Origin of the sequence: Mesorhizobium sp. WSM2561, assembly GCF_000513915.1 — a bacterium.
Classification (GTDB): domain Bacteria; phylum Pseudomonadota; class Alphaproteobacteria; order Rhizobiales; family Rhizobiaceae; genus Mesorhizobium; species Mesorhizobium muleiense.
In genome coordinates this window covers 78612-92563 of sequence record NZ_AZUX01000001.1, presented here as the reverse complement: position 1 = coordinate 92563, position 13952 = coordinate 78612, and the positions used below count along the sequence as shown (strand labels likewise).

13 protein-coding genes and 2 pseudogenes are annotated in these 13952 nt (G+C 58.7%); 8 read left to right on the top strand and 7 right to left on the bottom strand.

All coding sequences use genetic code 11. The features are described 5' to 3' along the window. The first annotated feature begins 26 nt into the window (after positions 1-26). From M727_RS35465 to M727_RS43720, 4 genes and pseudogenes are all read left to right on the top strand, one after another. Positions 27-704, top strand: a pseudogene (locus M727_RS35465) (SDR family oxidoreductase). A 46-nt stretch (positions 705-750) separates the two neighbouring features. Further along, entirely contained in the window at positions 751-1059 is a 309-nt protein-coding gene (locus M727_RS0100465; protein WP_027151001.1) for a putative quinol monooxygenase, read from the top strand. A gap of 171 nt (positions 1060-1230) precedes the next feature. Next, positions 1231-1499 (top strand): annotated as a pseudogene (locus M727_RS0100460) (AbrB family transcriptional regulator); the annotation flags it as partial. 133 nt (positions 1500-1632) lie between these two features. After that, positions 1633-2244, top strand: coding sequence for a DapH/DapD/GlmU-related protein (locus M727_RS43720; RefSeq protein ID WP_036260991.1), 612 nt, complete (start codon positions 1633-1635; stop codon positions 2242-2244). 190 nt (positions 2245-2434) lie between these two features. On the opposite strand, the gene M727_RS0100450 is transcribed toward M727_RS43720, so the two are convergent. Together M727_RS0100450 and M727_RS0100445 are read right to left on the bottom strand one after the other, a co-directional pair. After that, positions 2435-3181, bottom strand: a complete 747-nt coding sequence (locus tag M727_RS0100450; RefSeq protein WP_027150999.1) for a hypothetical protein — start codon at positions 3179-3181, stop codon at positions 2435-2437. After that, positions 3178-3846 (bottom strand): GDSL-type esterase/lipase family protein, encoded by a 669-nt coding sequence (locus M727_RS0100445; protein ID WP_084646573.1) that lies wholly within the window; start codon positions 3844-3846, stop codon positions 3178-3180. The genes M727_RS0100450 and M727_RS0100445 overlap by 4 nt, the downstream gene beginning before the upstream one ends. 171 nt (positions 3847-4017) lie before the next feature. Between M727_RS0100445 and M727_RS0100440 the strand changes: the two genes are divergently transcribed. Beyond that, positions 4018-4731, top strand: coding sequence for a class I SAM-dependent methyltransferase (locus M727_RS0100440; protein WP_027150997.1), 714 nt, complete (start codon positions 4018-4020; stop codon positions 4729-4731). 258 nt (positions 4732-4989) lie between these two features. Here the strand turns inward: M727_RS0100440 and M727_RS0100430 are convergent, their stop codons facing one another. Beyond that, positions 4990-5619, bottom strand: a complete 630-nt coding sequence (locus M727_RS0100430) for a GDSL-type esterase/lipase family protein (RefSeq protein WP_245268402.1) — start codon at positions 5617-5619, stop codon at positions 4990-4992. A 28-nt stretch (positions 5620-5647) separates the two neighbouring features. On the opposite strand from M727_RS0100430, the gene M727_RS0100425 reads away from it, so the two are divergent. Together M727_RS0100425 and M727_RS0100420 are read left to right on the top strand one after the other, a co-directional pair. Then, positions 5648-5968, top strand: coding sequence for a hypothetical protein (locus tag M727_RS0100425; RefSeq protein WP_027150995.1), 321 nt, complete (start codon positions 5648-5650; stop codon positions 5966-5968). A 148-nt stretch (positions 5969-6116) separates the two neighbouring features. After that, complete coding sequence (locus M727_RS0100420) at positions 6117-7934, top strand: right-handed parallel beta-helix repeat-containing protein (RefSeq protein WP_036260988.1); 1818 nt, start codon at positions 6117-6119, stop codon at positions 7932-7934. A gap of 415 nt (positions 7935-8349) precedes the next feature. On the opposite strand, the gene M727_RS0100415 is transcribed toward M727_RS0100420, so the two are convergent. Then, on the bottom strand, positions 8350-9690 hold the full coding sequence (locus M727_RS0100415) for a hypothetical protein (protein ID WP_027150993.1): 1341 nt from the start codon (positions 9688-9690) through the stop codon (positions 8350-8352). A 13-nt stretch (positions 9691-9703) separates the two neighbouring features. Between M727_RS0100415 and M727_RS0100410 the strand changes: the two genes are divergently transcribed. Beyond that, the gene (locus tag M727_RS0100410) at positions 9704-10870 is read left to right on the top strand and encodes an acyltransferase (RefSeq protein WP_348627136.1); all 1167 of its coding nucleotides are present in this window, start codon (positions 9704-9706) and stop codon (positions 10868-10870) included. 240 nt (positions 10871-11110) lie between these two features. On the opposite strand, the gene M727_RS0100405 is transcribed toward M727_RS0100410, so the two are convergent. Genes M727_RS0100405 through M727_RS0100395 form a run of 3 tightly spaced genes read right to left on the bottom strand, consistent with a single transcriptional unit; the run spans position 11111 to position 13933 of the window. Further along, complete coding sequence (locus M727_RS0100405) at positions 11111-12187, bottom strand: glycosyltransferase (RefSeq protein ID WP_027150991.1); 1077 nt, start codon at positions 12185-12187, stop codon at positions 11111-11113. A gap of 9 nt (positions 12188-12196) precedes the next feature. Next, the gene (locus tag M727_RS0100400; RefSeq protein ID WP_156941450.1) at positions 12197-12979 is read right to left on the bottom strand and encodes a methyltransferase domain-containing protein; all 783 of its coding nucleotides are present in this window, start codon (positions 12977-12979) and stop codon (positions 12197-12199) included. A 39-nt stretch (positions 12980-13018) separates the two neighbouring features. Then, a complete protein-coding gene (locus M727_RS0100395; RefSeq protein WP_027150989.1) occupies positions 13019-13933 on the bottom strand; it encodes a hypothetical protein in 915 nt (304 codons plus the stop codon). Positions 13934-13952: the final 19 nt, after the last annotated feature.

Here is a 13952-nt window from a genome sequence, read left to right as displayed (position 1 = left end):
ACTTTGGCGACCTCGCCGGCAAGGCGGTGCTGGTCACCGCGACCGGCATCGGGGCGGCACTTGCACTGGCCTACGCCGCGCAGAAATGCCGCGTCGCGCTGCATTACAATTCAAGTCGGGCGGCTGCAGAAAACCTGGCCAAAACCATCCGCAACGGCGGTGGCGAGGTATTCCCGGTCCAGGGCGATTTCTCGATCGCTGCCGATGTCGAGCGCGTCGTCACGCGCACCCATTTCGGCCGGCTCGACGGCCTGGTCAACAATGCCGCCTCGGCCGCGTGCCTTAGCCGAACTGACCGAGGCGCATTACGACGCGGACCTCAACGCCCGCTCCGTGCTGACCGCATCACGCCAGGCGATGCCATGGCTGAAGCGCCAGGGCGGCTTCATCGTCAACACCTCGTCGATCGCGGCGCGCAATGGCGCCGGCGGCGGCGCTGGCCTTTATGGCTCGGCCAAGGCCTTCGTCTCCACCCGCGGCATGGCCAAGGAACTGATCGGCTCGCGTCAACGCGGTGGCGCCGGGCACCATCGCGACAGCTTTCCATGAGCGCTATTCGACCGAGGAGCAGGCCATGGTTGCCACCATTCCGCAGGGCCGCGCCGGCACGCCGCAGGATTGCGTCGGCGCCGTTCCTCTCGTCAGCCCTGTTGAGCGGTTACATCACCGGCCACGAGGTGAACGGTGGCCAGTTGATGCCATGAGCGGCGGCCTGCATACTTGTCGCAGCAAGCAACGGAGATACCGGCAATGTATGGTCTGATCGGCAAGCTGCGGGCGACGCGCGGCCAGCGCGACGCAATGATGGACGTCCTGCTGGCCAGCACCGGCGCCTTGCCGGGCTGCCTGAGCTACATCATCGCCACCGATCCGGCCGATGCCGACGCGATCTGGGTGACCGAGGTATGGACCGACCAGGCAAGCCACAAGGCTTCGCTGCAATTGCCGGAAGTCCAGGCGGCGATTGCCAGGGCGCGGACGATCATCGCCGGGTTTGAGTTCCAGGTGGAAACGCATCCTGTTGGCGGGTTTGGGTTGGCCGAGGCCAAGGCGGGATAGCCGGCCTCTTTGCCAAAACTTGGCATCTCCCCACCAGGAGGGAGATTGGCAGCTTCAGCGTCCCGCCCACTCTTGCGCCATCAGAGATTGGCGAAAGCCGAGATGGCGGCCGATCTCCCCCCAAGTGGGGGAGATGTCCGGCAGGACAGAGGGGGGCGCGAAGGATCGCGACGCCAGGCGACGCGTGCGCTGCCGCAGATCGTCGGCTCGATCGTCATCGTCGTCGCCATCTGCGGCGGCCTCGACTTCATGATCAGCCATGTGCTCGATCCGCTGACCGACTATCTGGCGACCAGCCCCGGCGGCATGGACTCCCCATCATCGCCGCCGCCGCACAGCATGTCGCCTTCGTCATGGCGCTGCAATCGGCCCGCTTCCTCGTCGTGCTGCTGGTCGGACGGAGCGTGGCGCGGCTGGTGGCGCGAAGTCTGAAGGAATAGAGGGCAGTCTGCGCCGGCGGCGCGCGATACGCGAACTATGCCCATGATGATTTGCGGGCGCTTTCCCGCGCGGGATTCTTTGGACGTAACCGTCATATAGACCGCGACGGTCGAGTATGGCAGATATCCGCGAATGCGCGTCTTCTCAATCATTCTCGCCCTTCGCCGCCGCTTCTGGTCATGGATCGCCACGGGGGCAGCGAGGGAGAGTGCCATCATCGGGCGTCGGACGACATTCGGGACAGGGGCTGGAATCTTCAACATCCATGGTGACCGGTCACGCGTGTCAATCGGCTCGGACGGTCGCTTGGACGGGCACCTGCAGGTGTTCGCTCATGAGGGCCGGATTGAAATCGGCGATTGGTTCTATCTTGGAGCCGGCTCTACAATTTGGTCGTCTGATCCGAAAGGTATCAAGATCGGCAACCGAGTTCTGGTTTCGTCAAATGTCGCGATCCACGACACAAATTCACACCCGATGGACGCGAAAATGCGGTTTGCCCAAACGGAGGCAATTTGGCGCACAGGACATCCGCGAACCGATCCCGGCATTCGCTCGGCTCCGGTAATCATCGGCGACGACGTCTGGATCGGAACGGGCGCCATCATTATGAAAGGGGTGACGATCGGTGATCGCTCTATAATTTCCGCTGGCGCCATCGTGCGATCGGATGTCCCGGCAGACTCATTGGTGCGAGCCGAATTATCTAATGACGTGATGCGTTTGGCTGCCGCTCATCAATGAGCGTTGCACCGTCGTAGAATGCCACATGCAGATGTGGCATCTCTCTGCAAACTTTCTGGAACTCTTCCCGCATCTCTGCCTTATTCGCGCTCGTCGCGATTGGCATGGAAATTTGCCGCTGCTGATCAATCGCATGAATTGTGAAGCGAAGGGGTGGGCCAGAGTACATTTTGTTCGTCTCGGATCGATCTCAGGGTGCGTCGACAAAAGGCATGTGCTTAATCCGCTCCCACTGATCCTTGGCGGTAGTGCCGGACCAGCGATTGCGAAGGGCGCTTTCGCGGTAAGCTTGGGCTGGAACCAGCTCCGGCATTGCCGCTTGCTGGGGGAGGAAAAAAGCATTGCCGCCTGCCGCTGAGACGGCAACGAGCTTATACCCAGATTCCTTGCAGAGGTTCGTCAGCGCGGTGATTGAGGCACCGTGATACCATCCGCTTTCGTGTTTTTCCTTCCGGTCGAAAGACGGATCGTACGGCACTGTTACCGGGTTGAGGCCGAAGCTGGCGTTGTACTCTGCGACGATGACCGCTGGGCGTACCGGCAGCAGAGCCTTGAGGAACCAATAGTCGTTGCCATCAACGTCAACAGACAGCACTCCAAGCTCGGGGAAATGCGCGCCGAGATCTGCGATGTTGTCGAGTGTGATGAAGCTCTGCCTTGTCTCAATCCGCTTTGGAAGCAGAGCATTGGCCAACCGCACGGTCTGCGGATCACCGTCGACTAGGAGTCCCAGAAAATCCTTGAGACCGATGCAATTGTATTCCGTCGGATGGAAGCCGAATTCGAGGAACGTCCGGGGGCATTGTCCAATGATCCGTGACAGGATTGTGGCTTCGTCCGATTGTGGGGTGCTGGCTATGCGCCCCTTCAGGAGGTGATAATAGTAACGGAGCGGGGTCGCTCGCAGAAAGGAATGCACGCTAAAAGGGATGCTCATACGGTGACGTTCCTTGGTACCTGTTGGGCTGCTCGAATGGCGGCGACAAGTGTGGTGATGGCGTGACGGGCAAGGTGGATACCATCTTCGGTCACATCGTTTGAGCCGCGAAGCGAGATATAGGGATCGATGAAAGGCACGCCCGCTCTATGCGATGCGACGCGAATAGCCTCGTTGATCGCGACGGCAACGGCCTCCGACCTGAAGGCGGTCTTCGCCTCCTCGATCGGAGGGACCGCGAAGATGACGGTTTCGGTCCCAATGTCCCGGAACAGTGAGCTGATCAAAATCGCTCGATCAGCCACTGCGGCTACGTCGGCTCCAGTGCGGCTGTCGTTTGTGCCGACCTGAATAATCGCCTTCGACGGGGGATTTTCCTTGAGGGATGCCAGTACCAGCGGGGATTTGATCGACGCATGCACGTTTTCGGCAGTGGCACCGCCGAATCCAGCGTTGATCACGCTAAGTCCCTCAAACGCATGCGGCGGGATCATTTCGAGGTTCGAATCACCTACCAAGATCATGCTCTTTGGGCCTAGCCATCGCAAATTGGCCGCGATCATGTAGGTCCGCGCCGTCCAATGGTCTTGCCATGGCACAGTTTTTCTCGGGATAACCCGACCTTTCCAAACAGAAAAAATGCTCTTTACCTTGGTAAGTCCCATTTTGCCGAGTCCCCAGAAGCGTCGTCTCTAGCCGATTTCTTTTAAGGCTTCTAGATCGGGATTTGATTGGGCGGGAATCGTGGGGGCGGAATCAAATGATCCACAAAAGGAGGATTTACTAGATCAGGTCGCCATGGCACGGTCACCGCCTCATCGAACGAGGAAGATGCGATGACCAGTGCTGACGGCATTATTGCCATGTATGACGACTACTATGCCGACGGCAAAGTGGCTCTTAAGCGTGAAATTACTTCAATCCAGACGGTCGGCCACATCGAGAAGATAGCCGGCGGCCAGACCTTCGAGACAATCCTGGACATCGGTGCTGGCGAAGGTGCCGTGCTGGACAAGCTATACAGGGGCAAGATCGGAAAGACTCTCGGCGCCGTCGAGATTTCCACATCCGGTAAGGACGCGATCGAGTCTCGGGGAATTCCGAACCTAAAAAGCGTCGAGATGTTTGACGGCTACCACATTCCCCACGCCGACAAGTCATATGATCTGGGGCTCGCGATCCATGTCGTGGAGCATGTCGAGCACGAGCGCATGTTTCTGACGGAAGCGGCAAGGGTCTGCAAGAAGCTCTATATAGAGGTGCCGTTGGAGCACACCCGCTTCATGGATCGCGCGATCCGGATTTCTGGTGCATACGGCCACATCAACTTCTACACGCCGTTATCATTAAAAAATCTGCTCAAGACCTCCGGTCTAAAGGTCGAGCGACTAATGGTGTTCGCTCATGACCTAGCCTATGAGCAACATTTGGCCGGCCGCGCTAAGGGCTGGTTGAAATACAAGATGCGGACGGGATTATTGAGGTTTGCGCCCAAGACCGCAACGCGCAATCTTGTCTACATGGCCGGCGCACTGTGTTCGTCAAAATAACCCTGAAAGAGAAGGAGCCATGAGAGAGCTGCGCAACAAGGTCGAAGGGTACTTTTCTGGCCCTGGATTTTGGCCGTTCTTTCTCATGATGGTCCTGCTGTTTCTCCCCTTTGCGCTTATTTTCCCAGTCCTTGGTTGGACGTGGTGAGTGCCAGGGGCCGCATCGGCTAGTTCGGCAGGCGTAATGCGTTCCGAATGACGTCGGCCTCGTTGAGGCCGCCACTTTTCAGAACTTCCCAAAGCCCGTTGGGGGATTGGTCATCGTGGCGTTGAAATCGAGGCTATTATCGGGCGGATCTGATGTTCCCATGCCCGGTAGCCGTCGCCGTTGAGGTGGATGCCATCGGTCGTGAACTCCGGACGAAGGCGGCCATCTCGAGAAAGAGCTGTGTTCAGGTCGAGAAAGCGGCAGTTTGCAGCTTGTGAGCACCGCGCCGCGAGCGCGCTGTTCAAACGCTTTATTGCGGCGTTGTGGACCACGTCGCTTGTTAACAATGTGGTCTGAACAAAAATGCGGTCCACATCCGCCAGACGATTGATGATCTTGCCGTAGGATGCGGCCACGTCGTCAGGGCTAATTGACCTGCGAATATCGTTGACCCCGAGCATCATGAAAACCAGCCGGGGTCGTGCGACAGTGATCTGGTCGAGCCTGAGAAGCGCGCTATCGACGCGCTCGCCAGATATGCCGCGGTTGATAATCGACAGCCTGGGAGACATCTCCTGCCAATGGCCACTCGCAGTCAGAGAATCGCCAAACATGACGATGTCGGCATGTCCTTGGAATTGACCGAACTCGTTGACTTTGGCTTGCCACGCGGCGTTTTCGGAGCGCGTAGCAGCGGCCGTCGCCAACAGAATCGACAGCATTGCACCAAAGCTCAGCATCTTGTTCACGTTGAATTACCCAGTTCCTATGCCCGCCGATCGCCACCAGAGCATGAGCCGCTGCCGATGGATGGGTGAAGCACTTAGGCGCCTCGGGGCAATCATACAGTATTTCGAGAACCGCAACGATATCGGCTTCGCGCGGCCCGACACCGCGCTGTGCGATGCAAGCCGATGCAACTATGTGTTGGACAGGCGATCCATGTTCGCCGACGCCAGCCACATTGCCAAGGCGGAACTATTCCGCTTCCGCGCCATCTTCACTGAAGTGCTGGCCGTGCACGCTGAGTCCGTGTCATGGTCAGGCTCTCCAAAAGGCCTTCACCTCGCCGCAATCTCGGTTTCTTGATGTCGATGTTTCGTTGGCCCGCGAGCACTGCTACCCACTTGCCGACAGGCTGGCAAGGGACGCTCGGTTGGCGTCTCGACCGGTGCATATCCGACCGGTGACGAAAGGCGCCGAATGCGGTGCGATTGCAGAAAGGCGCGAGCCCCGCATGCCCCCGGATGACAAATTCTCCCCCACCCGCCGCCATCTGCTGACAGGAGCGCTTGGAACCGTGGCGGCCTTGGCGGTCGGACCTGCCGCCACCTCGCCCGTCGGTCAACTCGATCGCCCCCAGCCGAGATACCCGCACGCGCCAGGCGGCCTTGTTGTCTTCGGCGACGATGGAACGGACGTAGCCGCTTTCGTCAAAGCCGTGGCCCGGATCGCGGCCATGGGAGGCGGAACCCTGATGTTCCGCCGCGGGGTCTACAACTGGTCCTCGGCGGACCTGAGGGCCTTGGGCCACCCCGGAATTGCGGTTCCGGCCAACTGCACGATCGACGGCAACGGATCGGTCATAAACATCACCGGATCAGACCAGATCTTCTATGTCTTCACCGCTACAGACGTCTCGAGGGTCGCCGTGGCCGATCTGAAGGTCATCGGCAATAGCGTATCGACCGGCTACAACGGCGGCGCATTCATGAAGTTCGCCCTCAGCCCGACCGCTACGGCCGGCATCGATACATTCACGCTGGACACCGTCGAACTCCAGAACTTCAAGGCGCCATGGTGGATATTGGTCTATAACGAGAGCCGCTCGAACCTCGAGATCCAGCACATTCGCATCAACGGCCTGCGCGGCATTTCCCGGCAAGGCAATTCGCTGGACCCGGAGAATCTCGGCGCAAACGCCGCCGTCATTGGCATCAACAGCGCAGCGTGGGAGCCCCACGACGCCGCCCGGGCAATAGTCCGTGACGTGATTGTGACCGGCTTCTATGCTGAAGCCACACACATCAAGCAGGGCATCAACTTTGAAAGCAATGTCCGCGACAGCGAGATCCGCGGGGCCGTGGTCCACAATGCCGGTCTTGTGGGGGGCAAAGACGACACAGGCTGCTACGCGCTGATGGTCTATGGCGCCAACAACCGCAACATCCGCATCACGGATCCCGTTCTGATTTCACCGCGCGACAACGGGATCTATGCAGTCAACGGGTCAGGCCTTGTCATCCGGAATGCTACGGTGCGTGGCCAGTCCAGCACCGTCGGCGCGACATTGCCAAAATCGGGGATCGCCTGCAACAGTGTCCGGGACGTCGTCATTTCAGGCGGAACGTTCAGCAATAACGTGACCGACCTCTATCTCGGAATTCGCGGCAGTGAGGCCAATGTCAGTGTCGAGGGCGTGCAATGCGCTGGGGCGTCCAAGGCTGGTATCTTGTTGCAAGGCGCTAGCGCCGATGTCGGTGGTGTGACGATCACCGGGGCGCGGGTCGCTGCTGATGCGACGGCACATGCGCTCCTTTCCCCAAACGACACTATTCACTACGTCAACGACGTGCATATCGCAGATTGTAATTTCGCCACCAAGTCCCTCACCGCGGTGGCTGTATCCGCCTCGCCCACACCGGCTCGAAACTGGAGCTTCAGCAACGTGACCTGCACGTCGCGCGGGACACCGTTCCAGGCCACTCAATTTGGCGGTCGGATGACGATCCAGGGCATGCGGCTGGTGCTGTCGGGTGGCGGCACCGAGGGGTATAGTGCTTTCCGCTGCTTTGGCGCCGGCGCGATGATCGTCGACGGCTTGACCATCGCCGGCCAAAAAGTCGGCAACACGATGGACACGCGGGGTTTTGTCGGGTCGTTGACGAACATCCACACTGAGAATTCCCACACGCAGCCCGTCCCGGCCTCGGAGGGGACCGTGCGGCCGACATTCCCAGGCTTCCCGGGTGCCCGCATCCAGAACCTGGCGCCCGGCGCGGGGACGCACCGCGAGTGGCAATGGCAGCACCGAGGATGGGTCGAGACTAGATGATCGACCTGTGGCCGGTGCGCAAAATCTATGCGGCCTAAGTAGCAACACACCTACCAGCCGCTTGTCCACCGACGATAGTCGGACCACATGCCATTCCGGCGCAGTCGGCAGCCCACATCCATATCGCGCGCTATCGCCGCATGCCCTGAAGCACCTCGATTGCAGCACCGGAGAAGCGAGGAAACGAACAGGTGTTGCCTTGTGCTCTAGCTGTGAGCCAGCCGAGGCCGCCCAGAGCCGCCAGTAGGGCGAATGCCGTGGCGTGGTTGAGCTTGTCATGATGAGAGGTGAAGGCCAGGCCCAACTTTTGCAGCAGCCGCACCGGCGAAAGTGCGAGCGGGAGAACGCCGGCCAGCGTAACCAGAAATCCTCGCCAGGCGCGACTAAGAGTCGATGCGCAACAAGATACAGTCCTTCATCTGGAAAGTCTGGACGATATGGCATGCTCCCGATATGCCACCCCCTGCTTGCGGGGCGCCTGAGGCTGCGGCACACCATAGGCTATCATCATGACCATAATCAGACCGCCGCCTGTGATAAGGCTGGTGAAGAGCGACGAGTTTCCAAGCGACATGATGAAGGGGATCGAAACGGTCGCCGCGAACGGCAACCGGTCCGGGGTCACGACCTTGTTGGCCAGGCTGAGAAGCAGGCCGAGAACCACCCCCATGACCACCACGCCCGCCAAACCGTAGGCTGCTACGCCGTCCGTAGCCCAGAAATTGGCGTTGGCGTTGAACCCGTTTCCTCCGACGAGATGGGCGCCGGCGACATATCCGAGCGGCGCTTTGTAGGGATAGTCAATGATCATGTTGATGATATTTGCATGTGACCAGTAGGTCAACGGATTGACGGAAAAAGCATCCGCATACACGCCGGTCATCGCACCTTGAATGCCGAGGGTCCGCATATAGATCAGCGCGACGGCGTCCATGGCCGGTCCAACCGGCTGGTAATTTGTAGCTATAAGAATTGCGAGCGCAGAAAATGTCAGCGCTACAAATCCGAACGCAAGGCGAGACGTTGCAATGCGGCCCTTGTTGAGCACGAAAAAGTAAAACCCGAACGTGACGATCAGGATCACCAGCATCATCTTTCCTGCGAACGCCATGAAGACCAGTATCTGCCCCACAAGCCCGAGTGCTATCGCCCAGCGCCGCGTTCGGTCGAACAGTCCAATCGCCAGAAGATAGGGGTTCATCGCATTCGACAGCCACCCCGTAAGATAGAGTGCGAGTGTGCTCGTCTGCGCGGAGCCAAATCGGGCGCGCTGGTCGTAGATTTCACTCATTCCGGAGAATGACATCATTTCCCGGTAGGTCGCGACATAGAAAGCTATAGCAGCCAGATAGAACGCAAGGAAGAAAAAGAAGAACTTGGTTACCGAAACCTGACGAATGAGAGAATACGACTTGAAGTGGATCATTTTCGGGATATAGACCACCAGAAAAAATGATGCAGCCACTGAAACCATCAGCCACGACGCATCAAAAGATGTATACCCCTGTCTTGCAACAATAAGAATTGATGGTATGAAAATCGATAGATACAGCATCCAACAAAAAAAATCAGAATACTTTCTAATTGAAACCGGCAGAATAAACGCAAACGCAGCTATTATACAATAAGCAAGAACGGTATCATTTTCATTGTAGACATAGCTAAAGCCGAGATAAAGGAAGCTGACAGACGCCCAATCGATATAGATGTCCACAAACATGATGACGTAGACTGCCACCCACAGCAGGACGAACATCCGCGCGTAGCTAATATTCCCCGACCTCACGTATTCCAATTGCCCCGTCCTTGTCGAGCTGATATGCGGCGTAGGCTCCGTATCGCCCAAGCCTTACCGCTACCAAAAAGGTGCGTCCATACCTAATTCGCCCTCCCGCCCCTCATTCCTGGCGTTCGACCTGCTGCGTGGAGCATCCGCGCTGGTCGTCATGATGGCACATCTGCGAGGCTATTCGCTGCCAGCCTACGGCGCGCTGCCGGCCTCCGACAAGGGTCTGATCGCTGCTTTGTTTTACGCCGTCACTCGTCCCGGGCATCCAGCGGTGATGGTGTTTTTCGTCCTCAGCGGATTTCTTGTGGGAGGGCAAGTCATCCGCCACGTGCGGGATGGACGCTTCGATCTCCAGCGCTATGCGGTTGATCGGGCGACCAGGATATTCCTTCCGTTGATCCCGGCCCTGTTGCTGACAGCCCTTGTCGCAATCAGCGCTGGCTCCATCTTTCCGATCCAAGATGTTGTCGCGCATATCGGTGGCCTCAACGGCGTCGTCGTCCCCACCGTGCAGGCCAACGCACCGCTCTGGAGCCTCGCCTACGAGATCTGGTTCTACGTCCTGATGGGCTGCGTTGGATACGCGTTTTCGCGACGCTCTCTGCCTGCCTGGTCGTTCGTCGGGTTCGGCGCCACCGCCGTGGTGTTCAGCGTCCTCGAAGCTCAATACTTGCTGTTTTGGCTGCTCGGAGCCCTTGTGGCCGCCTACCCGCCGCGATCATTGTGGATCACGTATACAGGGCTGGTAGCCTTTATAGGTGGGACTCTTGTTTCGCAGATGATCTCGGATGGCGGGCCATGGGCCGGATACGCAACGGACCCAGCTGACGCGATGATGTGCGCTGGGCTCGCCGCGCTCCTTCCAGCCCTCTGTCACGAGCGGGTGAATCGCATCCTGGAGCCCGCAGCGTGGCCGATCCGGAGCTTGAGCGCGATGTCCTACTCGCTCTACATCTTTCACTATCCGGTGCTCGTCTACCTGACCGCCAACTACATGCCCGCGACCCCGGGATTAGGCGGAGGAGGCATCGCATCGCTGGTCATCAAGGGTGCCGTCTGCTTCGCCGTGTGTTTGATTCTCTATCTGCTCTTCGAGCGAAGGACGGTCGCTTTCCGCAACCGAATTAACGGCACGGTTTCGGTCTAGCCGTCAAAGCCTGTTTTGGAGCGCATCGACGCTCCGAGAGAAACAGGTTTGGCATCATCGCTGACCAATTTCACCGACGGCAAAGCTCAGTCGACCCCGGTGCGGGTCGAGCGCGCCGCCGGGCTGAGCAAGCATAGAACGGCCTTTCGGTCCAATTCGCGTCAAGCTGGCGCGCACATGATTGTAAGCCGGCGCGGTTTGGCGATATCGCCACCGGACACAACGCGATCGAACCATCCGCTATACCAGCTCAAGAAACCGTTCAAATTGTCGTTTCTTGCTATATTCGTCACGAATCGCGCTGTGCCCGGCCCAGCCGATCGCGTCCCAGCTTCCATCATTCAATTGCCGTTCGATTGTTTCCGATGCGTCCTGCGGCTGCTCATAGATGGCCATGGTTTCCCCATCACGCATCGGTGCGGGATAGATACCGGAATCAGAGACCAGCAGGGCTCCAGCTCCCATGGTTTCGAAGCAGCGCATATTGCCGCGGTCCGGGCCGGCCATGTCGATCGAGGCGTTGACCACGACCTTTGCTCTTCCAAGCTGCGCGTACATGGCTCGACCGAATACGGGAGGCGCGCAGACACTACGGATCGCACGCGGGCGGCGCACTGCTTTCAAAGGACCGAACCAGCCAAGCGGCGTCTCGGCGAGTGACGTGTAGCGTGACAGATCCAAATGGAAAACAACCCGGTGGCGGCCTGCAAGACGTGCGACCGCTTCCAGTATTTGCCTTCGGCGCTGGTGATGACGGCTGTAGCCACCGAAGAAGAGGACATCGATGTCCCTGTTCCGATTTGCAGCGACACTATCTAGTTCCGGATCGTGAGCGGGAAAGAAGTGAGCCGTCTTGGCGCCCTGTTCTTCCCACATCTGTCGCATGGACGGAAAATTACAAAGCACGAGATCGTAGCCGGAAAAGTCGATCCTGCCTGGTGCGGCGCGCCAGGCAATCTTTCGTTTCACATGCCCAGGCAAGCGGCGGACAAAAGCAGCGTCGTAACGAAACGGGTCGAGATTGTAGAAGACATCCGTCTTGTGGTGCTCAATCTGGGCAAGAAGGATATCAGTCAGCGGGGTATCGTTGCCCAGCCCGTTTTCGCGCGCCCAGGCCCGTTGCAACGATTCATCGTCGCCATTCGTAAAAAACGCTTCCGGACTGCGCTCAAGCATCGGCAAGAGAATATGCGCCGCGCCGTAACGATCGTTCAGGAACACCTCCTTCTGCTGCTCGAAGCCGCTGATTCCCGCGACGAGGCCGGCAAGTCGAGGCCGATAGCTTGGGGCAATCCCAGAATTCTGAAAAAGTCGCATGATTCCGTTCTAGCTATAACGTGGTTTTGTAGCGCTGATGACGAAGCCGGAACAGAAGATGCGCCAGTTCAGCATTGCACAAAGGTTCTCGAACAGGGCGACGGAAACGTAGGCGGGCAGGAAGAAAGCGAAATAGTCGCTGGCGCGGTAAAACGACGTGACGTTGACCTGCTCGAATCCGTGGCTGCGAAACAACTTCGCCATGTCCGAAGGGGAGCAATGGTCGAAAAAGGCAGGATAGCCGGTGACACCCACCGCAGACGGCCGAAGATACGGGATCAGCCATTTTTGCATAACGGGTCCGACGATCCGCAATGCCACCGAATAGGGGTGCCACTTCGATGGGACATAGTGGTGCATCACGCCGCCCGGCCGAAGCGCCAAAAACATCGAGCGCGCTGCCGCCATGTTGTCCGGCACATGCTCCATCAACGTGATCGAAATGAGCATGTCCGCCTCGACATCGACGGGCTGCTCGATCGACTGAACGACAAACTGGTCGTAGATGCGATAGCAGTCCGGTCTTTCCTCGATATCGAGGCCGATATAGGTGAAACTGGTGCTTCGCTCCAGAAGTGGCCTGTCGATCCCGCCGACCTCGAGGATGGCCGACGGTTTCAGGCGCGCAACATCCTCGGCAATACGTCGCTCAAGCTCCGCCTTGTAAGACGGCGCGCCGAAAAACCCGGGATAGCGGCGTTCGAGCCATGCTGCGGCGTCCCTGTTCCAACCGATAAACGACTTGAGAATCACCGCACCCCTTGTCCCGCAGACCGGTAGAGACCGGAACATCGAAAATAGATCAAGATCATGGCTGGCACCTGGCAAGCTCTAGGTTAGTTCGCTTTGAGTTTCTCGCCGAGTGAACTGGCCCTTAACGTGATTGACGAAGACGTCAGGAAGGGGCGTATCGTCGCGGAAACTCGTTTCGCGGGTTGGATCGTCATTTACCACGACGATCGCCTGGTTCGGGTAGGTGATCCGCGGAACCTGGCCAAAAAAGGCAGCCCACAGGTTGAAGTTCGAGCCGGCTCCGATGATCGCACTTGCCTGAGCCATTTCCAGCATGTGCGTAACCGATTCTGCGTCATTGGCCCGGCGCACGTCCGGGAGACGAAGGAGTGGGACAAGCTCGGTATCGTCCCCGTCGGAAAAGACACGGGCTGGCATGTTTGTGCCCAGGGCCTCACGAAGAGCGACAAGGCTGTCGCAGTACCAGTCGATCGGCAGCCGTTGATTGTGCGTCTTTGCCTCCACCCGATTCACGTCGAAGCGGGAGAAGTCGCCAAGGCGGACATGGACAGCCACGAAAGGCGCGGCTGGCGCTTCCGGAAGGTATTTTTTGCGGGTGATCCTGCGAAAAGCGTCGTAGAGGACGCGCCCGTGGCCGCGGACTTCATGGAAGTGTTTTTCGAAGTTCGACGCCACGGTGTTCCTGAAGACAACGACTGTGTTCCTGCCGGCATATGCGGCGGATGGAGCTGCCTCTGCCGGAATTTTCCGTGCCGTTGCCAGAAGTGCAGTGCGCCACGGCTCGCCCACATAGCCCTTGTTATTAAGGAGCCTGAAATACTCGCGCTTGTCCCGCTCGCGGCGCAAATAGGGACCGATACGTGGGCGGAACCAACGCGGCCCGAGCATCTGCGCATCGTTGTTTCGACACCAGATCTCACAACGCGCCCAGGCGAGCATGCTGTGACCAAGACCGAAACGGCCGATATCGGGATAGCCGTAGAGATGTGCCATGAGCGTCTGCCTCGTCACG

Bases quoted from the DNA above. Each gene is read 5' to 3' on its own strand.
- M727_RS0100415 (WP_027150993.1), bottom strand. From the start codon at position 9,690: ATGTTCGTCCTGCTGTGGGTGGCAGTCTACGTCATCATGTTTGTGGAC.
- M727_RS0100425 (WP_027150995.1), top strand. From the start codon at position 5,648: ATGCCCGCCGATCGCCACCAGAGCATGAGCCGCTGCCGATGGATGGGT.
- M727_RS0100405 (WP_027150991.1), bottom strand. From the start codon at position 12,187: ATGCGACTTTTTCAGAATTCTGGGATTGCCCCAAGCTATCGGCCTCGA.
- M727_RS0100445 (WP_084646573.1), bottom strand. From the start codon at position 3,846: ATGGGACTTACCAAGGTAAAGAGCATTTTTTCTGTTTGGAAAGGTCGG.
- M727_RS0100430 (WP_245268402.1), bottom strand. From the start codon at position 5,619: ATGCTGAGCTTTGGTGCAATGCTGTCGATTCTGTTGGCGACGGCCGCT.
- M727_RS0100420 (WP_036260988.1), top strand. From the start codon at position 6,117: ATGCCCCCGGATGACAAATTCTCCCCCACCCGCCGCCATCTGCTGACA.
- M727_RS0100440 (WP_027150997.1), top strand. From the start codon at position 4,018: ATGACCAGTGCTGACGGCATTATTGCCATGTATGACGACTACTATGCC.
- M727_RS0100395 (WP_027150989.1), bottom strand. From the start codon at position 13,933: ATGGCACATCTCTACGGCTATCCCGATATCGGCCGTTTCGGTCTTGGT.
- M727_RS0100465 (WP_027151001.1), top strand. From the start codon at position 751: ATGTATGGTCTGATCGGCAAGCTGCGGGCGACGCGCGGCCAGCGCGAC.
- M727_RS0100400 (WP_156941450.1), bottom strand. From the start codon at position 12,979: ATGTTCCGGTCTCTACCGGTCTGCGGGACAAGGGGTGCGGTGATTCTC.
- M727_RS0100450 (WP_027150999.1), bottom strand. From the start codon at position 3,181: ATGAGCATCCCTTTTAGCGTGCATTCCTTTCTGCGAGCGACCCCGCTC.
- M727_RS43720 (WP_036260991.1), top strand. From the start codon at position 1,633: ATGCGCGTCTTCTCAATCATTCTCGCCCTTCGCCGCCGCTTCTGGTCA.